Below are 26394 nucleotides of genomic sequence, written 5' to 3'. Positions count from 1 at the left end.
AAATGAAATCACGCCTGTTTTTTTCTTATCATAAGAGCATAGTGACATCGTACGTAAAACGAGCAATAAACCGACTCTAACGACATAGTTCAAAACGTACAAGGCACATCAAGGAGAAGAGCATGATTCGATTAACTCGTATTCTAAGCACCATCTTATTTATGTGCCTATTTGGCTATGCTTTTTCGGTCAACGCCCAAGATAGCGACGGCGATAAAATGATTCGACTTTCGGGTCTGTTACAAGAGAATGCTCCCAAACACCTGACCGTAAAAAAATTAGAGGCGGATTTCACCCTTAAAGAGTTACGCTTTTACAATCCCTGGGAGAAAAGCACAGACAATTATAGCGGTATATTTTTGGAGGACTTGGTGGCAAAATACGCCCTTCCCGAAACCCAATCGATCCATTTCAAATCGATCGACGATTATGAAACCGACATCGAAAAATCCGACTGGACAAAATTTCGCATATTGCTGGTCACTAGAAAGAACGGGCAATACGTCCCAGTCAGCGACAAAGGACCCATACGCATCGTTTTCCCGGATTACACCCCCAACAGTAAAGATTTTGAAATGGATCTTTATAAATGGATTTGGATGATCAACCGAATCGAGTTTAAATGAACGTGTTAAAAAAACTGCAACTCCCCCTCATTATCGTAACGGTACTGGCAACGGCGATCGCCTACTATTATTACTCGATCAGAGGACTGCCCGAGAAGATCGCGCAATCGACCGGAACCGTCATGAACGTCGACAGCATCCGCTTCACCTTCAAAGTCAGTTTAATGGCTGAAAAAGGCTATTCGAGTTATCTCGAAGCGCTTCGTCTACAAAGTGAAGACGAACTCGATAATGCGATCAACTACTTTGAAGCCTCGATCGGTTTTTTAAAAACCCGCTACACAATCGACCAAAAATTCGTCGACGACGTGCAACCCGAACTGGAAAAAGCGATTTCCCTGATCCAAACGTATCGTCTTAACATGCCCCATAGCCAAATCATCGAACTCAACGAGCTGGTCACGGACATTTATCTGGATTCGGAAAACCGGGAACGCGAAGCTTGGCATAAAACCCGTGAAAACTACATTGAGTTCCGCACTCAAGAATACAAAAGCTTCAGGCTCTATCAAGTCATTGCAATCGTATTCTTACTGTTACTCAGCTTAAGCTTCTGGCTATACTGGCGACAACGCAAACTGCTTAAACTCAACAAGCTCCACGAAGCCGAACTGCTCTCTCTTGCGTTTTACGATCCCCTAACCGGCATCCCTAACCGAAAAAACATCGAAAGCCTACTCGAAAAGCAGTTAGTGCGAGCGCAGCGCCACCACTCATCCTTTTTTATCGCCCTGATCGATCTCGACGATTTCAAAAACGTCAACGACCTGTTAGGACACGAAGCCGGCGATCAATTATTGATCGAATATACAAAACGCTTGACCGGAGTCATCCGCGAAGAAGACATCATGGGGCGCTTGGGCGGAGACGAATTTTTGTTGGTGTTTGACGAATTCACCCAACATGAGGAACTAAACCGGATTCTTGAGCGCATCACCCGTGCCTTTAGCCTTCCCATACAGATCAACTACACCGAGTTTTATGTCACTTTCAGCATGGGAATCGCTCAATATCCGAAAGACGCCCAAGGAAAGTCGGCGATTCAGAGTTTGGTTAAAAGTGCCGATATCGCTATGTATCACGCTAAACAACAAGGTAAAAACCAATTCAGTTTCTACGACGAACAATTAGGCGAAATGATTCAGCTTGAGCACGAAATGGATATTGAAATCAAACGCGCTCTGGAAAATGATGAATTCGAACTCTACTACCAGCCGCAGATTGATGCCAACACCCTAGAAGTTATCGGCGCCGAAGCCTTGGTACGTTGGAACCATCCAACCAGAAACCTGATCATGCCGAACGAATTCATCGACTACATCGAAAAAGGCTATCACACAACCGCATTCGGAGAATGGGTCATAAATCAGGCGGTACAACAACAAAAAACTTGGCAACAACAAGGATTGAACATCAAAGTGGCGATCAACCTTTCGGTTAAACACATCGCCTCACCCGACTTCCGTGAGAACCTAACCCGGTTGATTCGCCAACTGGACGCCGACCTGTCTCACCTTGTCTTTGAAATTACCGAATACGAACTCATCGCATATCAAAGCACGCCGATTGAAGATTTAAAGAAACTCGCCGACGCCGGTTTCGTATTCCATTTGGACGATTTCGGAACCGGTTATTCATCGATCAGCTACCTCAGTCAACTGCCGATTCAGTCGATCAAGATCGATAAAAGTTTCATCGACTACATTCAGGCCGACAACCAGCAAAAGCGCATGGTCGAAGCGATTATCCACATAGCCGAAGCCTTGAACATCAAGATCATTGCCGAAGGCGTGGAAACCGAATATCAGGTCAACTATCTGCAACAACAACACTGTCACGCGTTCCAGGGCTACTTCTTCTCCAGGCCCCTGACCGTCGAGGCTTTCAACGACTATTTAAACGCTCGCAAACAAAACCGTATCGCATAAAAAAACCGGCAATATAGCCGGATTTTTTATGCATGAAAATCGATATTTCAACAGATCATTTCGTGCCGGTATGCCCGAAACCGCCCTCTCCGCGTTCCGTCGCATCGCCGAACTCTTCAACCTGAGTAAACACCGGTTGAATCACGGGAACAATCACCATCTGTGCAATGCGCTCGCCAACTTCGACCTTATAAGCCGTATTACTGCGGTTCCAACAAGACACCATCAAAGGCCCTTGATAATCGGAATCGATCAACCCGACCAAGTTACCCAACACAATCCCGTGCTTATGACCCAGTCCGGAACGCGGCAATAACATCGCCGCCAACCCCGGATCATCCAAGTGAATCGCCATACCGGTCGGAATCAATACCGTCTGTCCCGGTTCGATCGTCATGTCTTCGTCAATACAAGCGCGCAGATCCAAACCGGCCGAGCCTGCCGTGCCGTAATGCGGCATTTCAATCTCTTTGCCTAAACGTGGGTCTAAAATTTTGTATTGGACTTGCATGGTCATCGCGTTTTTCCTTTGCTCTTGATACTATTAACTGACTTTAACCGACGACGTAGACCGGTTAAACAAAATTAAAACTATTCTACACCAAAATACGATTTCGGCAGTCCGTGTCGGCGCAATCCGCTCATGAATCGACACAGACATACGATAAAAAAATCATGCAATTTACCACTGATTTTCAACTGCGTCTTGGCGTACACTTACCGAATCCCGAGTGCATTAATCCGCCTTCGTCAAATCAAAGGATTGGGCATTGTTGAAGCGTGGTAAAAAACCATAAAAAATATCTTTAGTTTTACAAAAAAATTCGATACAGTTCGCTTGTTATCCGGACTTCCCGATATCAAACAACAACCACTTGATACTGGAGCTTTTCCAGTTATTTTTTCTTCTTTCGGAGAATATGCAAATGAAACACTGGCTTTTACCATTTAACGCATTTATTACCGCCTTCATGCTTGGCTTCAGCTTTTCAGCTCAAGCTCAAGAAGAACTTCATGTATATAACTGGTCCGACTACATCACAGACGAAACTCTGGCCAATTTTGAAGCTAAAACCGGTATCAAAGTGGTCTACGATGTTTACGATTCCAACGAAGTCCTGGAAGCCAAACTATTGGCAGGTAAAAGCGGTTACGACCTGATTTTTCCGACCGCCCGCCCTTTTGTCGAGCGCCACATCAAAGCCGGTCTGTACCAAAAACTGGATAAAGCCGAATTGAGCAATTACGCCAATCTGGATCCTGACATCATGAAATCGTTGGCGGACATCGATCCGGGCAACGCTTATGCGGTGCCTTATATGTGGGGAACCACCGGAATCGGTATCAATGTCAAAAAAGTCAAAGCGATTCTCGGAGACGATTTTCCGTTAGACAACTGGCGCCTATTATTTGATCCGGCAGTGGTTTCTAAACTGGCTACCTGCGGCGTTTCTTTAATGGATGACGTAACCGAAGTCTTCGCTGCCGCTCACGCCTATAAGGGCGAGTCACCAAACGACTTCAGCAAACAGTCAATCAAAAATGCCGTCAATACCGTAATGGCCGTACGTCCTAACATCCGTTATTTCCACTCGTCGCAATACATTAACGATTTGGCTAACGGTGACTTGTGTGTCGCTCAAGGCTACTCGGGAGACATTCTGCAAGCCAGAGACCGTGCCGACGAAGCTAAAAACGGTGTCGAAATCGCTTATTTGGTTCCTGCCGAAGGTGCGGTTGTATGGACAGACGTTATGGTGATTCCGGCCGACGCGCCAAATCCGAAAGCCGCTCATACGTTCATTAACTACCTGTTAGACCCTAAGGTGATTGCGCCTATTTCCAATTACGTCGCTTATGCGAATGCCAATAGCAAAGCCACTGCTTTATTGGATGAAGAGGTTCGTAACGATCCGGGCATTTACCCGCCGCAAACTACGCGTGATCATTTCATGGTATTGAACACCCCGACAGACAAGCAGACCAGAGAGATGAACCGTGCTTGGACACGCGTCAAAACCGGTCAATAACCCGCTTTGATCAACCCGCCTTAGAGATTTAATTGAACCTCTCGGCGGGTTTTTAATAACCACTTCAATTTTCATTTTTTTCATCCAAGGTATGTCCATGCAGGATCACAACAAGCCGTTTGCCGAAGTCGACGCTTCCGAAAATGAGCCGATTATTCAGATTGACAAGGTCACCAAAACCTACGGTGATTTATACGCCGTTGACGACGTCAGTCTGAAAATCTATCCGGGCGAGTTCTTTTCGTTACTCGGCGCATCCGGTTGCGGGAAAAGTACCCTGCTGAGATTACTGGCCGGTTTTGACTTACCGACCTCGGGTCGTATCTATCTTGACGGTCAGGATGTCACCCATCTACCGCCTTACCAACGCCCGTTGAATATCATGCTGCAATCCTATGCGCTGTTCCCGCACATGAGTGTGGAAGACAACATCGCCTTCGGCTTAAAGCAAGAAAACATGCCTAAGTCGGAACGCATCGAGCGCGTGCGCGAGATGATGCACCTGGTACAGATTGATAACCTCGCAAAACGCAAACCGCACCAACTATCCGGCGGACAAAAACAGCGCGTCGCTTTGGCTCGTTCACTGGCGAAGCACCCTAAAATTCTGCTACTGGACGAACCTCTGGGGGCTTTGGATAAAAAACTACGTGAACAGACCCAGTTCGAGCTCGTGAACATTCAAGAACGATTAGGAATTACGTTCATTGTCGTCACTCACGATCAGGAAGAGGCCATGACCATGTCGTCGCGTATCGCCTTGATGCGCGACGGCCGTGTCATGCAGGTCGACACACCGCGAAGAATGTACGAATACCCGTCATCCCGCTATGCCGCCGACTTCATCGGTCTGATCAATCTTTTCAACGGTACCGTCACTTCACAGCACGACGACCAAGTGTTGATTGAATCCGAAGAAGCCGGCGGGCAACTGTTGGTACGCCACTCCCAACCGTTGGTGGCCGGAATGGCGGTCACAGTCGCAGTTCGTCCCGAAAAACTACAGGTCATCTCCTGTACAAACGAACAACCTAATCAGATTAGAGGCGTTATCAAAGAGATCGCCTATTTGGGCGATGTCTCGATTTACCATGCCGATTTACCGACGGGAAAACGCATCCAATTCACTCAGTCAAACGTACAAGCACTGGCAGAACAGCCTTTAAGCTGGGATGAATCGGTTTGCCTGTCGTGGCACGCCAACTCCTGTAGCCTGTTAGTGGAGTGACAAGGATGCAATTGACTCAGTGGTTCCGCCAGCGTAACTGGGGTAAAGTCGGCATTATCGGCTTACCTTGGTTCTGGTTGGCGCTGTTTTTCCTACTGCCGTTCTTATTCATCCTCAAGATCAGTCTTTCGGAAGGCGCCTTGATGCAGCCCCCTTATTTACCGTTTATTCGTACGGTCGAAGACGGGGTAGTGACGCTGGTCGTCAATTTCAGCAACTATCTATTGCTGTTTGAAGATCCGCTTTACCTCAACGCCATCAAGAATTCGATTACTGTCGCTACAATTTCCACGCTGTTAACCCTTATAGTCGGTTACCCGATGGCCTACGCCATCGCCAAAGCACCTCAGCACTGGCGTTTGCCTCTGCTGATGCTGATTATTTTACCGTTCTGGACTTCGTTCCTAATCCGGGTCTATGCATGGATCGGCATCCTGAAAAACAACGGACTGTTTAATAACGCTTTGATGTGGCTGGGGATCATCGACCAACCTTTGGAAATCCTGTATACACCGATCGCCATCTATATCGGCATCATCTACTCTTACCTGCCGTTTGTGATCTTGCCGCTATACGCCACACTGATCCGCATGGACAACTCACTGCTTGAAGCCGCAGCCGACCTGGGATGCAAGCCTTGGAAACAGTTCGTCACCATTACCCTGCCGCTGTCGATGCCGGGCATTATCGCCGGCGCCATGCTGGTTTTCATTCCCGTGATGGGCGAATTCGTCATTCCCGACCTGCTCGGCGGCCCCAACACTTTGATGATCGGCAAACTCATGTGGACAGAATTCTTCAGCAACAAAGACTGGCCGGTCGCTTCCGCTTTGGCGGCGGTACTGCTGCTGGTATTGATCGTTCCGTTTATTTTGTGGCAATACTATGAACGACGTCAGGAGGAAAAACAGCAATGATAAAAAGTCGTTTTCCTCTCTTAATGACACTGCTGGTCTTCGGTTATGCGTTTCTGTACGGACCGATTATCAGCCTGATCATCTACTCCTTTAACGAAAGTCGTCTGGTCACCGTCTGGGGCGGCTGGAGCACCAAATGGTACGGCGAATTGTTGCACAACCAACAAATTCTGGATGCCGCTTGGCTAAGTATCAAAATCGCCGCAATCAGCGCCAGCTTCGCAGTCGTACTGGGAACTTTGGCCGCTCTGGCACTGGTACGTTTTCGCCGTTTTCGCGGACGAAACCTTTTAGAAATCATGGTCGCCGCTCCCTTGGTCATGCCGGAAGTGATTATCGGTCTTTCACTGCTACTGCTGTTTGTCGCAATGAGCGAATGGCTTGGCTGGCCGGAAGGCCGCGGACAAACCACCATTATTCTGGCTCACATGACCTTTTCGATGGCTTATGTTACCGTCGTGGTTCGCTCGCGTATCGCGCATTTAGACCGTAGTTTGGAAGAAGCCGCGATGGACTTGGGCGCCCGCCCGGTCAAAGTGTTTTTAACCATCACGCTGCCCATCATCGCCCCCGCATTGATGGCTGGCTGGCTATTGGCTTTTACCCTATCGCTTGACGATCTGGTCGTCGCCAGTTTCGTTTCCGGTCCCGGTTCCACAACCTTGCCGATGGTGGTTTATTCCAGCGTGCGTTTAGGGGTCAGCCCACAAATCAATGCTCTGGCTACCCTAATCGTCTTATTAGTCAGCCTGGCCGTCGCCATCGCCGGTTATGTCATGTATCGCCAGGAAAAGATCCGGCGCACCGAAATGCATCCGGAAAACAGTTAATTATCCGATCTGCTCCTGCCTAGATAAAACCGCCGCTTATAAATTATTTGCCAAGCCGAACAAACCGTTTGGCTTGGAGTTTGAATCGCTACCGCGCTTAATGGGATAATGAACATTTACACACCCAATAATTTATTCGCGGCGAACGCAAAAGGCGGACTGTTTTGCTCATTATCTCTAGCAACGTTTCCATTCCGGACAATGAAATCGAACTGACCGCAATCCGTTCGCAAGGCGCCGGTGGACAGAATGTGAATAAAGTCGCTTCCGCTATCCATTTACGTTTTGATATCAATGCTTCTTCGTTACCGGATTTCTATAAACAACGCCTGCTGAACCTGAAAGATTCCCGCATTACCAAAGACGGCATCATCGTCATTAAAGCCCAGCAATTCCGCACTCAAGACGCGAATCGAGAAGACGCCTTGCAACGCCTGCAAACCCTCATCAAAAGCGTATCGGTGGTACATAAAGTGAGACACGCAACCAAGCCGACACGAAACTCTCAAAAGAGACGCATGGACAGCAAAACCAAACGCGGCCAAATCAAAGCCCTGCGTAGCAAGGTATTGGATTAATGCCTTTGAATCGGGAAGATTGAATATATGGCAGGGCAACGTATGCGGCTGGATCGTTTTATCAGCGCGCAATTTAATATTAACCGCCGCGACGTCAAACTGATGCTGGCGCAAAATAGAATTTGGGTGGACAATTTAGCGGCAAACGACGTCCAGCAACTGGTCGACGAGTTTTCGCATATCCGCGTTGACGATCAGGTGATACAAGCAAAAACACCCCGTTACCTGATGCTTCACAAACCCGTCGGCGTGGTCAGTGCCACCAAAGACGAACAGCATCCGACCATCCTCGATTTAATCCCGCCCGACGAGCGGGAAGGATTGCACATGGTCGGCCGACTGGATCGATACACCTCCGGCTTGATGTTGCTGACCAACGACGGGCGCTGGTCGACCCTATTAGCTTCGCCCGAAAGCAAGGTGCCCAAAACCTATCACGTCACACTTGGAAATCCGCTTAGCGCTGACTATATTGACGCCTTCGAGGAAGGCATGTATTTCGCCTATGAAAACATCACCACCCGACCTGCTCAGTTACAAATCCTTTCGGATTACGAAGCGTTAGTCACGCTACACGAAGGCAAATACCATCAAATCAAACGCATGTTCGGCCGCTTCCGTAACCCGGTCGTCAAACTACACCGCCAATCCGTCGGCAACCTTTCTCTCGACCCTCAACTCACGCCCGGTCAATCCCGCACTCTCAGCAAGGAAGAAGTACAAAACATTACCAACCTAGCAGGGTAATTCCCTTAGATTGCAACTCAAAACCATCGGTTTGCTCTTCCAAAGAGCCAGTGTATTATTTACAATAAATAAACTTTTATTCCCTAAAAGAACACTTATAACGAAGGATAATTCATGCGCGCGCATTTTATACAGCACGATCCACTTGAGGACTTGGCCGGAATCGAACCATGGTTGGTTTCTGCGGGTTACGATATTACCAATACACGTATATTTGAATCAGACGATTCGGTTGAATTACCGAACATTGACGAGATCGACCTTTTAATTTTGATGGGTGGGCCGATGAGCGTCAACGACGAAGAAACACTCGCTTGGCTTGCCCCTGAAAAAGAGTGGCTGAGACGCTACATTCAAGCCGGTAAACCGGTTTTAGGTATTTGTTTGGGGTCGCAATTGATCGTCAGTGCCATGGGCGCAAACGTCTACCCGGGCGAACATAAAGAGATTGGATGGTTCCCGGTACATTCGGTTATCAGCACCGATGAAACACTTTTCAAACTCCCGGATTCCACCGATGTGTTCCACTGGCACGGCGAAACCTTTGACCTTCCGGAAGGCGCCACTTTGCTGGCCAGCAGCGAAGCTTGTAAAAACCAGGCCTTCCAATTAGGCGATTCGGCGATCGGACTGCAGTTCCACATTGAAACCACACCGGAATCGGCCAAAATGCTGGCAACACAGTACCGAGAAGATTTAATTCCCGCCAAATACATTCAGTCGGAACAGGCTATTCTTGAGGCGTCCGAAGAAAAATATCAGAAAAATCAGCAACTCATGTCGGAAATACTCGCATTTTTGACTGGAACAAATCGATAATAACCGCTACACTTTAGCTTTAACCATTAAGCGAATGCTTAATGGTTATCGGAAATTTCTGTAAACACTCACCTTTGCCTGCCCATCATTTGGCAGACATCCATAAGGAGAATGCTCATGTTTAACAGGTTTCAAGCGCTTAAGTGGATAGTGGCATTCGCCATTTTATTATCAATCTCCGAAACGGCTTACGCAGCACCCGACATCATCAAGGTGCAACAAAAGCATGACATCAAAGTCGTTTACGACATCAATCAAAACGATACAGAAGCCGGCATAGGTAAAGCTCTGTTTTACGCCAGAGGTCTGATTGAAGCCTATAAAAAGCAGAACGTCCCTTTAAACCAAGTACATATCAGTCTGGTCGTGCATGGCGCAGCCGGATTTTGGCTACTCAAGGATGAGGGTTACCAAAACGCCACCGGCAATCCGTTTGACGTCAACCCCAATACCAAAGTTGTCAAAGAGCTGATCGATAACGGCGTCAGTGTGGAGCTTTGCCATGTCACCATGAAAGCGCACCACTGGAATGCCAACGAAATCTTGCCCGGCGTGAAGATTGTTTTCGATGCTTATACCCGTATGATCGATTTACAAATGCAGGGATACGCTTACATCAAGTTCGTCTGACTTGATTATTGAACACACTAAAGGAACGAAGATGGCAAGTATCGCCCTAGACAAAGGCCGCCCGCAATCCAGAAACGAGGAAATGGCAAACAGCTTGAGTCACGGACTCGGAGTAGTCGCCGCCATCGTGGGAACGCCGATTCTGATTATCCATGCCGCAAATTCCGACGACATCGGCTATCTGGTCGGTGTCAGCATTTTTTGCGCAACCCTGATTCTGCTGTATCTAAGTTCGACACTCTACCACGCCATGCCTCCGGGAAGAGCCAAACGAATTTTTCAGGCGATCGACCATTCACTCATTTTTCTGTTGATTGCCGGAACCTATACTCCCTTTACGCTCGGCGTCCTAAACGGCGCATGGGGATGGTCTATTTTTGGGGTCGTCTGGGGACTCGCCCTATTCGGCATCTTGCTAAGGCTATTCGACAAGGCGCATCGCCCGATTTTTTACAATATGCTGTATTTAATGATGGGTTGGGTGATGATCGTTGCGTTCGAACCTTTGATCGACAAGGTGGCTACGGAAGGCCTGATCTGGCTGCTGGCAGGTGGTTTATCTTATACCTTAGGCATTATCTTCTACATCACCGACTCCCGTCTGCCCTACGGCCACCTGATATGGCACCTGTTTGTTTTGGGCGGAAGTGTCAGCCATTATCTAGCAGTATATTGGTATGCCGTCTAGGGGGAATTAATAAATAACTCCCCCTATCGATTGACCTTAATTCAAGATTCCAGAGTCTTTTTCATGCTCTCATAGGTCTCTTGATCGATTTCACCTTTTGCATAACGTTTTTTCAAAATATCCAACGGCGTTTCAGGTGAGACAGAATTGTTGTTTAAAGGCAATATCATCTTTACCAGTATGATTATCACCACCAGTAAAACAATCCAAAATAACCACATACCCAAACCGCCTCCCCATGGCATATCCGAATACCAATAATGCATATTATGCTCCTTTGAGGCTCGTGTTTAAAAGCGAATCAACATAATCCGATTGTTCAACACCTCAAAACCTAACTTACTGTATTTACAATTAATTTACCAGACATTCCAATTTTATTCGCATGTGAGACATAACATGGACATCGTTTTTTGAAAACTTAACACTCCCCACTTTCGCCAGTTTACCGAACTATCCTTTGACTCGAAAATTCGCTTAGATTAGGATGGCTGATATTCATAAAACATAAGTGAATCGTTTCCAAAGTCACGCTCAACACAGTTAAGCCACATTTCTAAACTCGTTACTCAATTCAATATCTCTAAGGAGTGATTATGAATAATGTGCAATATGCAGGTTTTTGGATTAGAACAGGAGCAGCACTGATTGATTCAATTCTAATTATCATCATTATTTTCCCACTGCTCAGCCTGATTTACGGGGAAGCCTACTGGAGCGGCGAAGCGTATTTCTTCGGCTTCTGGGATTTGATGCTTAATTACATTTTACCGGCCATTGCGATCATCCTATTTTGGAAATACAAATCCGCTACCCCCGGAAAAATGGCGTTAAACTTAAAAATAGTCGATGCAAAAACAGGCAGACAACCCACTACCGGACAGCTTATCGGACGCTACCTAGCTTATTACATTTCGATTATCCCTTTCTTTCTAGGCATTATCTGGGTTGGTATTGACCGTCGAAAACAAGGTTGGCATGATAAGCTGGCAGGTACGGTGGTCATTCGCTCAACCGTACCCGAACCGGTAAAATTCGAGTCTGAGGACTGAATTCGAACTGCCGCCTCCATTAAACATCTAACTAAGAAGACTCCACCATGCTGGATTACGCTGAATACTTTAAAATTTTTATCGGATTACTCGCGATCATCAATCCGGTCGGCGCCATTCCTCTGTTTATCAGTATGACCGCGGACGAAACCGTTAAAGAACGCAGAGTGACCATCAATCTGGTTGCCATCGGAGTCATCAGCATCTTGTTGGTTTCATTGTTTTTCGGTGAAGCGCTCTTGAAATTCTTCGGCATCACCATCGATTCCTTCCGGGTCGGCGGCGGAATCTTGATTTTATTGATGGCCATATCCATGTTGCACGGTAAAACCAGTCCGGCCAGACAAACCAAAGAAGAAGCGTACGAATCGGAGCAAAAAGAATCCGTAGCGATTGTGCCGCTTGCCATGCCGTTGCTGGCCGGACCGGGAGCAATCAGTACCGTGATTTTAGCCGCGCACAAATCCAGTTCGGTCAGCCATTATATGGTCATAGCTTTCGGCATCGTACTCTTAGGAATCATTGTCTGGGCTTTGCTGCGTTTATCGCCCTGGATCACCAACCACTCCAGCACGACCGGCATCAATATTTTCACCCGTATCATGGGATTGATATTGGCGGCCATCGCCGTTGAATTTATCGCCAACGGAATGCGCGGCCTCTTCCCGATCTTGGCGCAATAACGTTTGACCTAACCAAAAACGCCCGCAGATTAGCGGGCGTTTGTTTTACAGCCGACTTACGGCTTATCGTAGTACGTGCAGGAAATGCATGTGCTTATGATAATGGTCGATGATGTCATTGATGATGGCGGTCTTTGACCAACCCATCACATCATAGTCCTGCCCGCCTTCGGCTAAATGGATTTCGGCACGGTAATAGTGTGCACTTTCGTCCATCTGGTCGGACGCTTCTTCAACCTGTGTAAATTCCGGACGCAAATGAGAGCGGCTACGAATTTCATATACAAAATCGATCTCTTCGCCATGATGGACAATCAGACGCACACGGTCTCGATCAAGTTCATTTTCAACCTTAACCTCCAGATCCTGTGCCTCCAACTCTTCGGCCACCTCTTTACAAGCCGGCTTGGCAATGGTTTGAATATAGCGACGAACGGCCGAACGACTCGGGTAATCGACAATATTATGTAAACGCTCTTTCCAACTGGAATCGCTGTTGCCGCTTGGCACCGGGGAAACGTTGGCTTGCAAACTATCCCGCTTAGCGATATCGACACGAAGTGCTTTAATCAAACCGTAAGTGGACATCAGCAGTACAATCGAAAACGGCATGGCACTGGCAATCGTCATGGTTTGCAAAGCCCCCAACCCGCCGGCCAACAACAAAATCACCGCAATCAAACCAACTCCGACAACCCAGTACATACGCTGCCATAACGGCGTATCGTCACGCCCGTTGGAACACAACATATTTACCACCATAGCACCGGAATCCGCCGAAGTAACAAAGAAAATCACCACCATGACAATGGCAATAAACGACAGCACTTCGCCGTATGGAAATTGATTCAAAAATACGAATAAAGCAATCGCGACGTCATTGGAAACGGCCTCGCCAAGACTGGTCAAACCATCATTCAGAATCATATCGATCGCTGAATTTCCGAAAAAAGTAAACCACATCATACTGAATCCCACCGGTACGAACAGCACGCCGGTAACAAATTGACGAATGCTTCGGCCGCGGGAAACACGGGCAATGAACAAGCCGACAAACGGTGCCCAAGCCAGCCACCAAGCCCAGTAGAAAATGGTCCAACCACCGATCCAATCGGTTTTCTCATATGCATAAAGGTTGAAAGTGACTCGAACAATGTCCGACAGGTAGGAACCGGCATTCTGAATCAAGGTTTGTAACAAAAAGACCGTCGACCCTAAAAACAGAACCAGTAGCATCAAAACAACGGCCAAACTCATATTCAATTCGGACAGACGTCGAATTCCTTTATCCAAACCGGTTGCAACCGAAACCGCGGCTAACGCGGTGACCGCGGCAATCAACAGCGACTGGGAAAGCGTATCGACCGGCACACCGAATAGATAGTTTAAACCGGTGTTCATTTGTAAAACCCCATAACCCAAAGACGTGGCGATACCGAAAACGGTTCCGATAACGGCAAATACATCCACGGCATGCCCGATTGGCCCGTAAATTTTTTCACCGATTAACGGATATAAAGCGGAACGCAAGGTCAACGGCAAACCGTGACGATAACTGAAAAATGCCAGAATCAATGCGACGATCGCATAAATCGCCCAGGCGTGCAGTCCCCAATGGAAAAAAGTGATTCGCATGGCTTCACGCGCCGCTTCAACCGTACCGCCTTCTACAACGGGAGGCGCCAAAAAGTGCATTACCGGTTCGGCCACCCCGAAAAACATCAAACCAATCCCCATTCCGGCTGAAAACAACATGGAAAACCAGGTTATATTGGAATAATCCAGCGATGCATGATCCGGTCCCAGTTTGATTTCTCCATAACGGGAAAGCCCTAAAAACGCTACCGTAATCATAATGATGGCAACGGTCAGGATGTAAAACCACCCTCCGTTATCAACCAAAACGCTTTGTAAACTGCTAAACGCCGATTCGGCATGTTCGGGCAGTAAAGCGGTATAAATCAACAACAAAACAATAATGCCGGAAGCAGTATAGAACACCGGCGGATTCAAGCGCGCAGCTTCATTTTTTTTGACAGTACTCATCGGTAAACACCTTTGATTTTTTTGGAGTGAGCGGAAGGTTAAACCCTGACCCGCTCAGGATTGACAGCCAAGTTTTGGCTTAAGAAATAAGCATAGAGCTTAGTAGTACCAATCTACGGACAGGTAGAAGGCGTTGAATTCGTAGTCCTCACTCACTGCGTCACCGTAGCGGTCGATATAACCGTTCTGCGTCAGATATTCGGCATAGATCCAACCCGGTCCATAGTCGTAACGAATGCCGGGAGCGTAGGCGGCAATCGTACCGTTGTCGTTACCTTTGGTATTGGAATCCGCCCAAGTAGCATCCAGATAGTAAGTCCAATCTCCTGAACTGCGACCGATTTCAACCGCATAGCGCATGGTTTCGTATTTACTGGCGATGCCATCCGAAGCAACCAAATCGCCCGGCATTGTGCGTCGAGTCTGAGCCACTTCAGCGTTCACAAATGTCGGTCCAAACTGACCTTTATAGTAAACCGCGGCGGCAGAATGGCTGCCGTCGGATTCATGACGGCTATTGAGTTTTGTTGTCGGGTCGGAACGTTCTGCGGTCAGATCTTCCAATTGACCGGATTGCAATGACATACCCACGATGTGATTCGGTACGACCGCCATATTCACATCGGCGACGAAAGTACCGACTTTCCGGTAGGTTTCAGAAGACCCCCAATGCTTATTATCGTCATTGGTATCGGTACTGGTCGCCCACCAGTCGTCCTGAAAGTAATAAGCCAGGTTATAGTTCAACTTGCCTTTACGCGCCTCAAGCTTCAGACCGACGTCCATCTGATCGCCGTACCCGCCCAGAAACATATCGCCCGGCCAAAAGTTGGTTGTTTTCCAACCGAAAGGCACCTGACTCTTACCGACGATTAACTTGTAATCGTTTTCAAAATCAAACCCGATCCATGCCTTATGCAGCGAAACTTCGTCGCCGGTCGAGTTATTCAGCGTATCGGTAAACGATCCCGGTCCGACACGCAATTCGGCCGAATAAGACCAATTACCCTGTCCTTTTTCGGCGGCACCGTCGGCATACAAAATCACGGCACCATACCCAAAGTCGCCATTAGCCGTATAGTCATTACCGGGAATATTATCGTTCTCGTTGGCATAGTTATACCAAGCACCCAACGTCAGTTGGTTTGATGCCATAACATATGAAGAAAAAGACGCCGATAAAGCGCCTAATAAAACTGTAGAAATTCTGAATGAATTCATTGAAATGTACCCGCCCTAATTTTGGTTACTTTTTTCACCATAACAAATCAAGACAGGCGTTTCAAACCCCATTTCAAGGGATTTTTGAAGATTTCGGCCCTTAAAAACGGCCACACCCCGCATCAGCACTGAGCCGGAGCAAATTGTAAAAGTTACGTATATTTTTTACTAATCGCCTTCAATAATGAAAACGCTTGCTGAAATTTGGAAGAAATAGGCAATGTTTGCTGATCCTGATCCGTGATAATCGTTAACGAATTATCGTCGCGTTCAAACCCTTGATTTTCTCCGACCTGATTCGCACAAATCATATCCAATCGCTTACTCTTCAATTTACTGCGGGCATAATCGAGAACGTTTTCGGTTTCGGCAGCGAAACCGACCACAAACGGCTTATTATCTTGCTGAGCAACCCAAGCGATAATGTCCGGATTTTTAACCAATTCAATGGTCATCCGTTCACTGTCCGTTTGCTTTTTGATCTTCTGATCCTGGAGGTGCTCAGGCCTGAAATCCGCTACCGCGGCGGCACCGATAAAACAATCTGCCATTGCATACTGTTTTTGCACCGCATCGAACATCTGACGAGCGGAACGTACATCAATGCGCTCGACATTTTTCGGCGTCGGCAAATTGACCGGTCCGGCAACCAAAATGACCTTAGCATCCGCCTCAGCAGCGGTTTGTGCAATCGCAAACCCCATTTTCCCGGAACTTCGATTGCCGATAAAACGAACCGGATCAATGTCTTCGTAAGTAGGCCCGGCAGTAATCAATAACGACTTGCCTTTCCAAAATGCCTTCAATTCCGCATGTTCACGTTCGGTTTGTTTCCACTGCTTTTGAAACGCTTCAACCGCTTCAAAAATGGCTTGCGGTTCCGGCATTCTGCCTTCACCGACTTCTCCGCAAGCCTGTTCACCGGAAGCCGGTTGTAAAACGGTCAACCCACGCTGTTTCAATACGGCCACATTTTCTTGGGTTGCCTCATTGGCCCACATCAAGCGATTCATGGCCGGAGCCAGCATAATCGGCCGGTCGGTCGCCAAACACAATGTAGTCAGCAAATCGTCCGCACGGCCCATGCGCAATTTAGCCAGCGTTTCGGCACTGGCGGGCGCAATCAGAATTTGATCCGCCCAACGTGCCAATTCGATATGCCCCATTCCCGCTTCCTGATTGGCATCGAACAAACTGTCGCGCACCGGATTACCTGACAAAGCTTGAAAAGACAACGGTTGAATGAATTCTTGGGCACCTGAGGTCATCACCACCTGTACTTGATGCCCGGCTTTGACAAAGAGGCGGGTCAACTCTAAAGATTTATAAGCAGCGATACCGCCGGTTACGCCAAGCAGAATTTTCATGTTAGATTCATCTTCAATCATTAAACTGCTCTAATGATACCTATTTTTAACGCTTATTGACGGATTTTAAGCCTCAAGGCTTTCACCCCCAAATAGGCGACTTACCCAAGGAAGAAATACAAATGAGTCCTTTAAAGTTTAGCCTCATCACTTATAGCTTGATTTTTATCGTCTCATTTTTGGACGTGTTACTGGACTGGCAAGGCATGGGAAAAATAAACGCCCATACCTATGTCGAAATCCTGCTCGGACTCCTTGCTTTAGCAGGATTTGCCCTGATGATGTATTGGAACATTCAGCAAACGCGAAAAATTAAAGCGATGCACGAGAAACTTTCCAATACGGAAAAACAGCTCAGCGACTCCCAGCAGCAGGCGCAAAAATTGATGGGGGAATTTTCTAAAATTATTCAAACTCAATTTGATGAGTGGCACCTGACGAAAAGCGAAAAGGAAGTCGGGCTGTTGCTATTGAAAGGACTGACTCTGGAAGAGATTTCCAGTGTACGCGAAACGCGCGAAAAAACCGTACGCCAACAAGCTTCCAATCTATACAAAAAAGCCGGCATCTCGGGCCGGCATGAGTTAGTGGCTTATTTTTTTGAGGATTTGTTGGTTTATTAACCGCTTTGTTAGCCGGTTAATGACAAATCCCTATTCTACGTGCCTTAGGAGAAGGTATCGGCAAACAAGTTGCCCGACCAATTAAACATCTGTGTATAGTTTTCGGTACTCGGTGCTCCGGCAGCCGGATAACCGGCATCCGGTACCAACTGCATCGCCTGAGTCGTTGCATTGTATTCATAGACCGCGGTCAACCAAGATGCGTGAGTAGACGAAACCGGGCTGTAACAGGCCGTATTGGTTTTCGGTGCGGTATTCAATGCGACATTGTTCAGAGAACGTAATACGGCATCGGCACAGATTTTAGCCTGAGAATTCCCCATATGTCCGGATTTAGGCTGACCGGTTGCTTGCGAATCTCCGATAATGTGAATATTCTGCGCGAGTGTCGATTCATAACTCAGTGGATTGACCGGTGCCCAATTTCCGGAATTCAATCCGGCATCAAACACGATCTTGGCCGCTTTCTGGTTAGGAATCACATTCAACACATCCGCACCTAAAGTCTGTTCCGCCCCGCCGTTTTCAGTGAATGTAATGCTGCGCGCATCCGAATCCACGCTGGCGATCGCAATATTTGGACGATAGGTAACTCCGTACTCGGTAAACTTCGCACCAAACGTATCCGCCTCCACGGTAATCGCGGCATTGGCATCCAAGACCGTTACCTGACAATTGACCAACCCTTTGGTATTTTTCAAGTAATCGGCTACCACGCAGGCACGCTCATAAGGCCCTGGAGGGCAACGGTAAGGCGATGCCGGAACGGTCATCACAAAATGATCCCCGTCAACCATGGCGTCAATTTGATCCTTCAATAAATTGGTTTGCGCTCCCGCCTTCCATGCATGCGGAACCTTCTCGAAATCAAGGCCCGGAATATCGACAAAATCCATTCCGCCAGCCAAAATCAAGCGATCGTAATTCAACGTCGCACCGCTGTGCAAAGTAATGACCTGATTAGCCTTATCCACCGAATTCAAGCTGTCGTGAACCATATTGATACCGTACACGGTACTGTGGTTGACATAGTTAAAACTCAAATCCGAGGTGGTTTTCTGATGATTCAACACCAAGTTACTTAAGATCGGAGAGACATAAGTGGTATTGGATTCCACCAACGTCACTTCAACGCTGGTACCACCCCACATCTTCAGATACTTCGCCGCTGTGGCACCGGCAAAACCACCGCCGACAACGACTACATGAGGTAAAGTAGCGGCTTTCAATAAACCTGGCATCAATGCAGTCGCCGAGCCCAGACCCAATGCTTTCAATAACGTTCTACGCGATACAGTTTTACTCATGACTTAATCCTCCTCACTCTCGCTGCCCGGCTGCGTTGCAAACCATTCAGCCAAAGCTTGAATTTCGGCATCCGTGTATCCGTGGGCTTGAGCCTGCATAATTGGAGCTTCCTCTCCAGCCTTAATTTCCAACATTTCCGCTACCAGTTCGCTAGCCGACTCACCCGCCAAGCTATCCCAACTATTAACCGAATAACCGTTGGTACCATGACACTGGGCACACTGCGATGCAAGTAATCGACCAACCGACGCGGTATAAGCGCTTACCGGTGTATAAACCGTCGTACTTGTGCTGGTTTCGTTGTCATCTTCATGATCACTGTCTTCCGAATCCGGAATACCGTCATTGTCATCGTCATTATCGACATCGTCGGTCAAACCGTCATTGTCGTCATCGCGATCGTACAGATCGTCGATGCCATCGCCGTCGTGATCCAGATTATCAACTTCATCGACATCTAAAGTTCCGTTGTTATCGTCGTCCAAATCTTCAAGATTGTATTCACCATCACCGTCGTCGTCTTCATAGACATTAGGAATACCGTCACCGTCGTCATCCATTGCGTCGAACGACAAATCAAGAATGGCAACACCTTCCGGAATGTCGGGCGTAATCGTTAAAGGTGTATCGACAACCCCGTCACCGTTCGTATCGATAATATTGGCAATGTTCAATTCTAACGGCACGTAACCCAATTCAAACGCGGTCTGCGTGTTGATCACGCTACTTGTCACCGTACCCGCTTCGATTTTAATCGGCGTAATAATACGGTTAGCGGCATCGTTTTCATTCGTCGTCATCACCAAATGGCAATCAACTCCGGAAGGAACCGTCAAACTAAACGGATGCTGACTGGTGCCGTTATCGGTTGAATTAACCGTGTAATAACTTCCGTCGGCACAAAACGCTTCTATTTTGGTGCCCGGAACCGTTCCGCTGATGACCGCACTACTGGTTGTCGCATCAACCGTACCGGTTGTACCGGACGAAGACGAACCACCCCCGCAGGAAGCCAGCAATATAGCGGCTGACAGCCCCGACAATAAAAATGGAACCTTTTGATATCTCATAGGTCGCTCCTAACATAGTGATTGGACATGGCCAGGCCAGAAAAAACTGTTTTGACACCGACTGGCTCAATAACCACATACTAACTAAGAGAATTATGAAAGACCAGTGGGCAAATGTCTCATAGGACAAATGTCGCGTAATTAATCCATTGTTATATAAGGTTTTTTATACAAATTAAGCTTTTATGACAGACAGAAAAAGTTACTAACAACAAAGGGGCACCCTCTTCATTTTGAGTTCGCCCAATTCGGTAATCTGCTCAATGAATAGACAAAAAATTTTCCGTATTAAATAACAGGTTCGCCACAGGACATTACCTCACTCATTCAAGCCACAAATATCGGCTAACAAATAGCACCATATATACGGAAGAAGAAGACAAAATTCTTTCCTTTCATTCACGGTTTCGGTTACGCTTTCACCTAATAAACCCACTTTCAATATTGATTTGCCAAAATCCACTTTCGAGTTAAATTCACTATGAGCCCTGTTAAAACGATTTTGCTTCTCATAACGACCTGGTTTCTTTTTTCGGTAGCTCCGGTCTCGGCAGCACAGGAATCACCAGTGCTGAATGTTCCGGTTCAAGTAACACCCGCGGATTTAGAGCAGCTTGACCAAGAAATCAATCTCGCCGACACCCTCAATGAAGAAGACAAAAAGAACCTGTCGCTACAAGTCGACAAAGCAAACAACTGGCAAATAGAAACGCAAACCTATCAACATGAACTGGCGTTATTAGAGCAGCAAATCGCTAAATCCGCTGCCAGGATAACCGAATTAAAAACACTTCAAAAACAGCAGGAAGAGCGATTAAAAAGCGCCGAATCCCCCTCCAAAAAAATATTGTCGAAAGAAGCTCTAAACAAGGCTCTAAACAAAGCCGAGACAGACTTGCAGCAGTCCAACCAGAACTATTTGAACTGGGATCAGATGCTGGGACAGTACTTGGCATTGGCCACTGACGGCATCGGCATTAAAACCGAAATCGAAAAAAACCTGACTCTATTAAAAGAGAGTATCAAATTAGAAACGGCGGGTGCCGGTACGGATATCAAAAGCCGCGTTCATCTCGTCATGCTTAAATCTCGACAGCAAATGCTAGAGGCAAATCTCAAGCTCCTCGACTATAAAATGGATCATTTAGGCCAATTGACCGAACTGGCCCAAACAGAACGTGACTACTGGACGGTCAACAAAAAACTGCTGGCACAACAAACCAATCAACTGCAAACCCAACTGCAAAGCTACAAAACGACTCAGGCGGAAGAAGACTTAAAAGCCGCTATGCAGGGGCAATTAGCACCCAACCATCCGCTCTACCCTCTGCAAAGCAAAATCATCCAAATCCAGCAGGATAAAGCCGCGTTGGTGCGCCAGGAAAAAGCCGTAAACCAAAAAATCAACGTCACAACGGAAGCCATCAATACACTCAAGGCGCACTTTGCCCGAGATAAACAGATTGTCGAACTAGAGGGATCGCGTGAAATCGTTTCCCAAGTATTGCACAAAAGACTGGAAACCATCTCGGCCATCAATATCAGTTCAAGCCAAACACTTAAAATCAAAGACCAGTTGAATAAAGCGGTACTGGCTCAATTGTTACTTAATGACAAATTGCGTGAAACCGAAAGCCAGGTACATTTAAAACTGATCGAATTATGGCAAGATCAAAACCAAAACAAGCTATCAGCAGCCGAAAGGGAGACTCTGGAAAACCAGGCCAATCAATTATACGAACAATACATTCAGGCAGCCAAAGAACTTCAAAGCCTGTACCCCGACTTCATCAGTAACCTATCGGAACTGAATTCGGTTTATGGCCAACAACAAGAAGAAATTAAAACCTACACCCGCTTCCTCAACGATCACCTTCTATGGCTGCCGAGCATCGGCATGAGCAGCTTACTTTCCTGGGATGCTTTTTTGGGAAGTATTAAATGGTTTTTTTCGTTTACCAACTATCAAGCGGTACTGACGGATTTGGCCGGGCTTTATGAAAATGAAAAGCCACTCCTAACGCTATGGTTTCTTGTCATCGGTTTACTGCTCCTGGCACGCAAACGTTTCATTCGCGGACTCGCCAAAACATCGAATCAGGTCATTTCGGTCAGAACGGATTCATTTTTATACACCCTGCAAGCTTTCGGCTACACATTCGGGCTTGCCCTGTTGATTCCGTTCAGCCTGCTTGGACTGGGGGCACTGCTTGAACATATGGCCAATCCCGCACAGTATACCCAAGGTATCGCCAAAGGCCTGATCGACGCCGGTATTCTAGTATTCGTTCTCAGAGGCCTCTACCAAATCTGCCGTCCCGACGGCATTGCAGAACGCCATTTCCGTTGGCATAAAAGCGTTCGCGACACCTTAAGCAAAGAACTGCAATGGGCGACACCGGTTGCGGCGATTTTAGTCATGTTTATCGACATCAACTCCTATACCGACAGCCCGGACGATCAACAAATGATCGGCCGCATCGGATTTGTGCTTCTCATGATCACGTCCGCCGTACTGATTTACCGCTTGTGGTCATCCCGCAGCCACATCATGCAAAGCTTCGCTAAACGCAACCAACCGCGCAAATGGCAACAACTGCATTTCATCTGGTTTCCATTATTAATGGGCATTCCGCTATTTCTGATTTGGCTGTCGCTGTACGGTTACTATTACTCTTCACTGGTCATTTCAGAGAGAATCAACTGGACGCTGGCGTGGATATTGATGGTATACCTATTCAGAGAGTTACTGTTACGCAGCTTGTATTTATCGGAACGAAAAATCCGATACGCCGAACGCCTGCAAAAACTCCAGGCGCAACATAACGAACAAAGTGGAATCACGGAAGAAGACACCTCCTCCGCCGAGCAGCCTCTTAACGAAGAAGCCGATCTGGATTACGACAAACTCAGCAAACAAGTTCGCCAAGCCTTAAACCTGGGGTACTTACTGGCTTTACTCTTTGGGATCTGGCTATTATGGAGCGACGTCCTACTTGCTTTGAACTTGATCAACGACAGCACCTTGTCGCTGACAAAATCGCAAATGATCGACGGCGTAGTGCAACAGGTGCCGTTAACTTTGGGCGACTTGGTATTGGGCGTGGCCCTCGGAGCCATGACCTTACTGCTCTCCAAAGATTTGCCCGGGCTGCTTGAATTCACCCTGCTGAAACATCTACCGATCAGTAATGCGGCTCGTTACGCCATTAGCTCGTTGACCCAATACATCATCGCCATCATCGGCTTTGTCGTGATATTCCGCGCCCTCGGAATTGAATGGTCCAATATCCAATGGCTGGTAGCCGCATTATCAGTCGGGCTCGGATTCGGTCTACAGGAAATTGTCGCCAACTTTGTCAGCGGTATCATCTTATTATTTGAACAGCCGATGCGAGTCGGCGATATCGTGACGGTTGACGGCGTCTCAGGAAAGGTTTCGAAAATCCGCATCCGCGCAACCACCATCATTAACTGGGATCGTCAAGAACTGGTGATTCCGAACAAACAAATCATCACCGGACAGTTCATCAACTGGTCGTTGACCGACCAAGTCATTCGCGTCAAAATCGATGTCGGCATCGCTTACGGTAGCGATGTCACCCAAGCGCTGAAATTAATCAAAGAAGCCGCAACCGAGCACCCCTCCGTTCTTAACGATCCGGAGCCGTCGGTGATCTTCGACAGTTTCGGCGACAATGCCCTGCAACTGTCGTTACGGGTTTTTGTAGACGATCTGGACAACTTCCTGATGATTCGATCGCAACTGAACTCGATGATCAACGATAAACTCAACCAGGCCGGTATCGTCATCGCCTTCCCGCAACGCGACGTACATCTCGACACGTCGCAACCGCTGGAAATCCGTCTCAGCAAAGCCTCCGGCAAGCCCGCAAGGGACATCGATTCCGGAGCGCCCGAAGGGCATTCCGAAAAAAATTAAACCAGCAGGTCGTCCAATTCCGTCGAAGCCATAGGTCGACCCTTGGCATTGACGGCGACCCCGATGGTTCGTGCGGAAACCATTACGGTGTCATTTTCGTTATGATGAATATTCTGAATAAACGCATATTGAATACGAGAGACCTTTTCCACTTCTACCGTCACGTAAAAATCGTCTTTAGGTCGTAACGGACGCTTAAAATCCATTTCGACGCGCGTAACCATCAAGTTAACGTCCATCTCCGCCAGGGCCGAGAAATCGACGCCTTTAGATAATAAAAATTCATGACGCGCATGTTCGAAGTAATTCTGGTACACGCTATTATTGACCACTCTCTGTACATCACACTCGTAATCTCTGACCCGCATTGGATATTTAAACATTGACCTAACTCTCCGCCACTTTTAAGATGCGATTATCTTAATCTAAAACGTTGGCAAGCTCTATGGCAATCAGCGACTGGCATGAACACGACCGCCCACGAGAAAAACTACTGCATTTCGGGCCGGCTGCATTATCCGATGCCGAACTCCTGGCGATTTTTCTGCGCGTGGGAGTCAAAGGTCAAAGCGCGGTAGAGCTTGCGCAAAACTTACTGAATCATTTCGGCAACCTGCATGCCCTACTAAACTCCAACGAAAACGAATTCTGTGAAGCAAAAGGGTTAGGCCAAGCCAAATTCGTTCAACTCAAAGCGATATTGGAAATGTCACGCCGACACTTTGAATCGGGATTGAAAAAAGGCGACGCTTTTACCGATCCCGAAGCCGTCGCCAACTACCTGATCCATTCAATCGGATTTCAACAACGCGAACAGTTCGGCGTTTTACTTCTCGATCAACAGCATCACTTAATCGCTTTTGAAGTGTTATTCAAAGGTAGCCTAACCCAAGCCGGCGTCCATCCTCGCGAAGTCCTTAAAACCGTATTGGATCAACATGCGACCGCGGTAATCCTCACCCACAACCATCCTTCGGGCAATCCGAACCCTAGCCGCACGGATCTTGAATTGACCCGAACCCTAAGTGACGCTTTGACATTGATAGAGGTCCGATGTCTGGACCACATCATACTCGGTGATTTTGGCCGCTGGCACTCGATGGCACAACACAACCAAATGCCCGTCTAGGATTTACGGAATCAAAAGAGGCCATAAAACATCATGCAATCCCGTCATCGCAATCTATTTCGCAAGCAAGCCAGCCTCTTCAACCTCAATTCAAATGGCCCTTTAACATATTTACGTTCTTTCCTATGGGTTTGGCTAACGTTTATTTTGACGCTCTATGCAAGCTGGATGATAATGACGAAAGCCGATTTTCTATACGGTGTTTGGTACGATTATGCCGGCATTGGCGAACACATTGATCAATATGCGCCGCAAAATCGTTTCCGTCACCATTTTGAAACCACGGACGACAAAACCAGAAAACAATTATTCGCAGGCATTGTCGAAGCAATTCACAATCACGGGCAAGGCCTGAAAGAACTCAGCTATCCTCACCCAACCCAACCCGTTCAAATTCCGTTATTACATAAAGCCGAAATCGAACATTTAACCGACGTCGCCTTGCTGATCGACTTTCTCAAACAACTTGGCTGGGCACTGTTAATACTGTGGGCGGCGCTGACGACATATCTTTTAATGATGAAACAATCCTTTCCGACCACAAAGGCCGTCTGGGGCAACATTGCCATCGGACTGCTTCTGCTGGCGGGAACCCTTGCCGTATTCGGTGCCAAAAAGGTTTTTTACCAATTGCACATTTGGGTATTTCCCGCCGAACACCACTGGTTCTTTTATTATCAAGACTCTTTGATGAGCACGATGATGAAAGCCCCGGATCTTTTTGCCTATATTTCAGCCAGCTTACTTTTAGTCGGGCTGATTTTATTTTTCCTGGTAATTAAATTATTTAACCGTCATAAAACTCTTTAAAAGGCCATTTCGCCACGAATTATTTCATCTATTTGTCATACAAAAATCCGTTTACCTTGACCCGACCAACACTTCGCCCCTCCCGACCACAATACACATACGCACATAAAATACAGACCAA

The 26394-nt window shown here is 47.3% G+C and carries 25 protein-coding genes; 17 read left to right on the top strand and 8 right to left on the bottom strand.

Annotated features, from left to right (window positions below; translation table 11 throughout):
• Nucleotides 1–122 precede the first annotated feature (122 nt).
• Both ABY044_RS01385 and ABY044_RS01380 read left to right on the top strand, forming a co-directional pair.
• Nucleotides 123–626 (top strand): molybdopterin-dependent oxidoreductase, encoded by a 504-nt coding sequence (locus ABY044_RS01385; RefSeq protein ID WP_373017375.1) that lies wholly within the window; start codon nucleotides 123–125, stop codon nucleotides 624–626.
• Nucleotides 623–2554, top strand: a complete 1932-nt coding sequence (locus tag ABY044_RS01380) for a putative bifunctional diguanylate cyclase/phosphodiesterase (RefSeq protein ID WP_373017373.1) — start codon at nucleotides 623–625, stop codon at nucleotides 2552–2554. Before ABY044_RS01385 ends, ABY044_RS01380 begins: the two co-directional genes overlap by 4 nt.
• Nucleotides 2555–2609: 55 nt before the next feature.
• Here ABY044_RS01380 and dut read toward each other — a convergent pair whose 3' ends face one another.
• Complete coding sequence (gene dut / locus ABY044_RS01375; protein WP_373017371.1) at nucleotides 2610–3071, bottom strand: dUTP diphosphatase; 462 nt, start codon at nucleotides 3069–3071, stop codon at nucleotides 2610–2612.
• A 409-nt stretch (nucleotides 3072–3480) separates the two neighbouring features.
• Between dut and ABY044_RS01370 the strand changes: the two genes are divergently transcribed.
• From ABY044_RS01370 to ABY044_RS01330, 9 genes are all read left to right on the top strand, one after another.
• Nucleotides 3481–4584, top strand: a complete 1104-nt coding sequence (locus tag ABY044_RS01370; RefSeq protein ID WP_373017369.1) for a polyamine ABC transporter substrate-binding protein — start codon at nucleotides 3481–3483, stop codon at nucleotides 4582–4584.
• Between the two features lie 97 nt (nucleotides 4585–4681).
• On the top strand, nucleotides 4682–5812 hold the full coding sequence (locus ABY044_RS01365) for an ABC transporter ATP-binding protein (RefSeq protein WP_373017367.1): 1131 nt from the start codon (nucleotides 4682–4684) through the stop codon (nucleotides 5810–5812).
• Between the two features lie 5 nt (nucleotides 5813–5817).
• The gene (locus tag ABY044_RS01360) at nucleotides 5818–6729 is read left to right on the top strand and encodes an ABC transporter permease subunit (RefSeq protein ID WP_373017365.1); all 912 of its coding nucleotides are present in this window, start codon (nucleotides 5818–5820) and stop codon (nucleotides 6727–6729) included.
• Complete coding sequence (locus tag ABY044_RS01355) at nucleotides 6726–7559, top strand: ABC transporter permease subunit (RefSeq protein WP_373017363.1); 834 nt, start codon at nucleotides 6726–6728, stop codon at nucleotides 7557–7559. Before ABY044_RS01360 ends, ABY044_RS01355 begins: the two co-directional genes overlap by 4 nt.
• Before the next feature lie 164 nt (nucleotides 7560–7723).
• Nucleotides 7724–8137 carry an alternative ribosome rescue aminoacyl-tRNA hydrolase ArfB gene (arfB, locus tag ABY044_RS01350; RefSeq protein WP_373017361.1) on the top strand — a complete coding sequence of 138 codons (414 nt, stop codon included), beginning with the start codon at nucleotides 7724–7726 and terminating at the stop codon, nucleotides 8135–8137.
• Nucleotides 8138–8164: 27 nt separating this feature from the next.
• Nucleotides 8165–8884, top strand: a complete 720-nt coding sequence (locus tag ABY044_RS01345) for a pseudouridine synthase (protein WP_373017359.1) — start codon at nucleotides 8165–8167, stop codon at nucleotides 8882–8884.
• Nucleotides 8885–8998: 114 nt separating this feature from the next.
• Nucleotides 8999–9703 carry a type 1 glutamine amidotransferase gene (locus ABY044_RS01340; RefSeq protein ID WP_373017357.1) on the top strand — a complete coding sequence of 235 codons (705 nt, stop codon included), beginning with the start codon at nucleotides 8999–9001 and terminating at the stop codon, nucleotides 9701–9703.
• 117 nt (nucleotides 9704–9820) lie between these two features.
• Nucleotides 9821–10333 carry a DsrE family protein gene (locus ABY044_RS01335; RefSeq protein ID WP_373017355.1) on the top strand — a complete coding sequence of 171 codons (513 nt, stop codon included), beginning with the start codon at nucleotides 9821–9823 and terminating at the stop codon, nucleotides 10331–10333.
• A gap of 31 nt (nucleotides 10334–10364) precedes the next feature.
• Nucleotides 10365–11021, top strand: coding sequence for a hemolysin III family protein (locus ABY044_RS01330; protein WP_373017353.1), 657 nt, complete (start codon nucleotides 10365–10367; stop codon nucleotides 11019–11021).
• 41 nt (nucleotides 11022–11062) lie between these two features.
• On the opposite strand, the gene ABY044_RS01325 is transcribed toward ABY044_RS01330, so the two are convergent.
• Nucleotides 11063–11287, bottom strand: a complete 225-nt coding sequence (locus ABY044_RS01325) for an SHOCT domain-containing protein (protein WP_373017351.1) — start codon at nucleotides 11285–11287, stop codon at nucleotides 11063–11065.
• Between the two features lie 330 nt (nucleotides 11288–11617).
• Between ABY044_RS01325 and ABY044_RS01320 the strand changes: the two genes are divergently transcribed.
• Both ABY044_RS01320 and ABY044_RS01315 read left to right on the top strand, forming a co-directional pair.
• On the top strand, nucleotides 11618–12073 hold the full coding sequence (locus ABY044_RS01320) for an RDD family protein (RefSeq protein ID WP_373017349.1): 456 nt from the start codon (nucleotides 11618–11620) through the stop codon (nucleotides 12071–12073).
• A gap of 47 nt (nucleotides 12074–12120) precedes the next feature.
• Entirely contained in the window at nucleotides 12121–12756 is a 636-nt protein-coding gene (locus ABY044_RS01315; RefSeq protein WP_373017347.1) for a YchE family NAAT transporter, read from the top strand.
• A gap of 63 nt (nucleotides 12757–12819) precedes the next feature.
• Here the strand turns inward: ABY044_RS01315 and betT are convergent, their stop codons facing one another.
• The 3 genes from betT to coaBC form a co-directional block, all read right to left on the bottom strand.
• On the bottom strand, nucleotides 12820–14802 hold the full coding sequence (betT, locus tag ABY044_RS01310) for a choline BCCT transporter BetT (protein ID WP_373017345.1): 1983 nt from the start codon (nucleotides 14800–14802) through the stop codon (nucleotides 12820–12822).
• Nucleotides 14803–14901: 99 nt separating this feature from the next.
• Nucleotides 14902–16023: a hypothetical protein gene (locus ABY044_RS01305; RefSeq protein WP_373017343.1), complete on the bottom strand. Its 1122-nt coding sequence runs from the start codon at nucleotides 16021–16023 to the stop codon at nucleotides 14902–14904.
• 152 nt (nucleotides 16024–16175) lie between these two features.
• Nucleotides 16176–17390 (bottom strand): bifunctional phosphopantothenoylcysteine decarboxylase/phosphopantothenate--cysteine ligase CoaBC, encoded by a 1215-nt coding sequence (coaBC, locus tag ABY044_RS01300; RefSeq protein WP_373017716.1) that lies wholly within the window; start codon nucleotides 17388–17390, stop codon nucleotides 16176–16178.
• A 122-nt stretch (nucleotides 17391–17512) separates the two neighbouring features.
• Here coaBC and ABY044_RS01295 point away from each other — a divergent pair, with 122 nt between their 5' ends.
• On the top strand, nucleotides 17513–18013 hold the full coding sequence (locus tag ABY044_RS01295; RefSeq protein WP_373017341.1) for a helix-turn-helix transcriptional regulator: 501 nt from the start codon (nucleotides 17513–17515) through the stop codon (nucleotides 18011–18013).
• 44 nt (nucleotides 18014–18057) lie between these two features.
• Here ABY044_RS01295 and ABY044_RS01290 read toward each other — a convergent pair whose 3' ends face one another.
• A complete protein-coding gene (locus tag ABY044_RS01290; protein ID WP_373017339.1) occupies nucleotides 18058–19320 on the bottom strand; it encodes an FAD-dependent oxidoreductase in 1263 nt (420 codons plus the stop codon).
• Nucleotides 19321–19323: 3 nt separating this feature from the next.
• Nucleotides 19324–20391, bottom strand: a complete 1068-nt coding sequence (locus tag ABY044_RS01285) for a cytochrome c (RefSeq protein WP_373017337.1) — start codon at nucleotides 20389–20391, stop codon at nucleotides 19324–19326.
• A gap of 568 nt (nucleotides 20392–20959) precedes the next feature.
• Here ABY044_RS01285 and ABY044_RS01280 point away from each other — a divergent pair.
• Nucleotides 20960–24334: a mechanosensitive ion channel domain-containing protein gene (locus tag ABY044_RS01280; protein WP_373017335.1), complete on the top strand. Its 3375-nt coding sequence runs from the start codon at nucleotides 20960–20962 to the stop codon at nucleotides 24332–24334.
• On the opposite strand, the gene ABY044_RS01275 is transcribed toward ABY044_RS01280, so the two are convergent.
• Nucleotides 24331–24717 (bottom strand): acyl-CoA thioesterase, encoded by a 387-nt coding sequence (locus ABY044_RS01275; protein WP_373017333.1) that lies wholly within the window; start codon nucleotides 24715–24717, stop codon nucleotides 24331–24333. The two genes, ABY044_RS01280 and ABY044_RS01275, sit on opposite strands and share 4 nt — an antisense overlap.
• A gap of 62 nt (nucleotides 24718–24779) precedes the next feature.
• On the opposite strand from ABY044_RS01275, the gene radC reads away from it, so the two are divergent.
• Nucleotides 24780–25463 carry a DNA repair protein RadC gene (gene radC, locus ABY044_RS01270; protein ID WP_373017331.1) on the top strand — a complete coding sequence of 228 codons (684 nt, stop codon included), beginning with the start codon at nucleotides 24780–24782 and terminating at the stop codon, nucleotides 25461–25463.
• Between the two features lie 174 nt (nucleotides 25464–25637).
• Complete coding sequence (locus tag ABY044_RS01265; RefSeq protein ID WP_373017329.1) at nucleotides 25638–26273, top strand: DUF1461 domain-containing protein; 636 nt, start codon at nucleotides 25638–25640, stop codon at nucleotides 26271–26273.
• The last annotated feature ends 121 nt before the right edge of the window (nucleotides 26274–26394 follow it).

Origin of the sequence: Thiomicrorhabdus sp. (genome assembly GCF_041583835.1) — a bacterium.
Lineage (GTDB): Bacteria > Pseudomonadota > Gammaproteobacteria > Thiomicrospirales > Thiomicrospiraceae > Thiomicrorhabdus.
This window is presented reverse-complemented; position numbering and strand designations above follow the sequence as displayed.

Excerpts from the sequence above, each read along its gene's own strand:
- betT (WP_373017345.1), bottom strand. The coding sequence starts at position 14,802 with ATGAGTACTGTCAAAAAAAATGAAGCTGCGCGCTTGAATCCGCCGGTG.
- ABY044_RS01335 (WP_373017355.1), top strand. The coding sequence starts at position 9,821 with ATGTTTAACAGGTTTCAAGCGCTTAAGTGGATAGTGGCATTCGCCATT.
- coaBC (WP_373017716.1), bottom strand. The coding sequence starts at position 17,390 with ATGAAAATTCTGCTTGGCGTAACCGGCGGTATCGCTGCTTATAAATCT.
- ABY044_RS01345 (WP_373017359.1), top strand. The coding sequence starts at position 8,165 with ATGGCAGGGCAACGTATGCGGCTGGATCGTTTTATCAGCGCGCAATTT.
- ABY044_RS01275 (WP_373017333.1), bottom strand. The coding sequence starts at position 24,717 with ATGTTTAAATATCCAATGCGGGTCAGAGATTACGAGTGTGATGTACAG.
- ABY044_RS01320 (WP_373017349.1), top strand. The coding sequence starts at position 11,618 with ATGAATAATGTGCAATATGCAGGTTTTTGGATTAGAACAGGAGCAGCA.
- ABY044_RS01290 (WP_373017339.1), bottom strand. The coding sequence starts at position 19,320 with ATGAGTAAAACTGTATCGCGTAGAACGTTATTGAAAGCATTGGGTCTG.
- dut (WP_373017371.1), bottom strand. The coding sequence starts at position 3,071 with ATGACCATGCAAGTCCAATACAAAATTTTAGACCCACGTTTAGGCAAA.
- ABY044_RS01380 (WP_373017373.1), top strand. The coding sequence starts at position 623 with ATGAACGTGTTAAAAAAACTGCAACTCCCCCTCATTATCGTAACGGTA.
- ABY044_RS01305 (WP_373017343.1), bottom strand. The coding sequence starts at position 16,023 with ATGAATTCATTCAGAATTTCTACAGTTTTATTAGGCGCTTTATCGGCG.
- ABY044_RS01360 (WP_373017365.1), top strand. The coding sequence starts at position 5,818 with ATGCAATTGACTCAGTGGTTCCGCCAGCGTAACTGGGGTAAAGTCGGC.
- ABY044_RS01315 (WP_373017347.1), top strand. The coding sequence starts at position 12,121 with ATGCTGGATTACGCTGAATACTTTAAAATTTTTATCGGATTACTCGCG.
- radC (WP_373017331.1), top strand. The coding sequence starts at position 24,780 with ATGGCAATCAGCGACTGGCATGAACACGACCGCCCACGAGAAAAACTA.
- ABY044_RS01385 (WP_373017375.1), top strand. The coding sequence starts at position 123 with ATGATTCGATTAACTCGTATTCTAAGCACCATCTTATTTATGTGCCTA.
- ABY044_RS01265 (WP_373017329.1), top strand. The coding sequence starts at position 25,638 with ATGACGAAAGCCGATTTTCTATACGGTGTTTGGTACGATTATGCCGGC.
- ABY044_RS01370 (WP_373017369.1), top strand. The coding sequence starts at position 3,481 with ATGAAACACTGGCTTTTACCATTTAACGCATTTATTACCGCCTTCATG.
- ABY044_RS01340 (WP_373017357.1), top strand. The coding sequence starts at position 8,999 with ATGCGCGCGCATTTTATACAGCACGATCCACTTGAGGACTTGGCCGGA.
- ABY044_RS01330 (WP_373017353.1), top strand. The coding sequence starts at position 10,365 with ATGGCAAGTATCGCCCTAGACAAAGGCCGCCCGCAATCCAGAAACGAG.
- ABY044_RS01285 (WP_373017337.1), bottom strand. The coding sequence starts at position 20,391 with ATGAGATATCAAAAGGTTCCATTTTTATTGTCGGGGCTGTCAGCCGCT.
- ABY044_RS01325 (WP_373017351.1), bottom strand. The coding sequence starts at position 11,287 with ATGCATTATTGGTATTCGGATATGCCATGGGGAGGCGGTTTGGGTATG.
- ABY044_RS01295 (WP_373017341.1), top strand. The coding sequence starts at position 17,513 with ATGAGTCCTTTAAAGTTTAGCCTCATCACTTATAGCTTGATTTTTATC.
- ABY044_RS01365 (WP_373017367.1), top strand. The coding sequence starts at position 4,682 with ATGCAGGATCACAACAAGCCGTTTGCCGAAGTCGACGCTTCCGAAAAT.
- ABY044_RS01355 (WP_373017363.1), top strand. The coding sequence starts at position 6,726 with ATGATAAAAAGTCGTTTTCCTCTCTTAATGACACTGCTGGTCTTCGGT.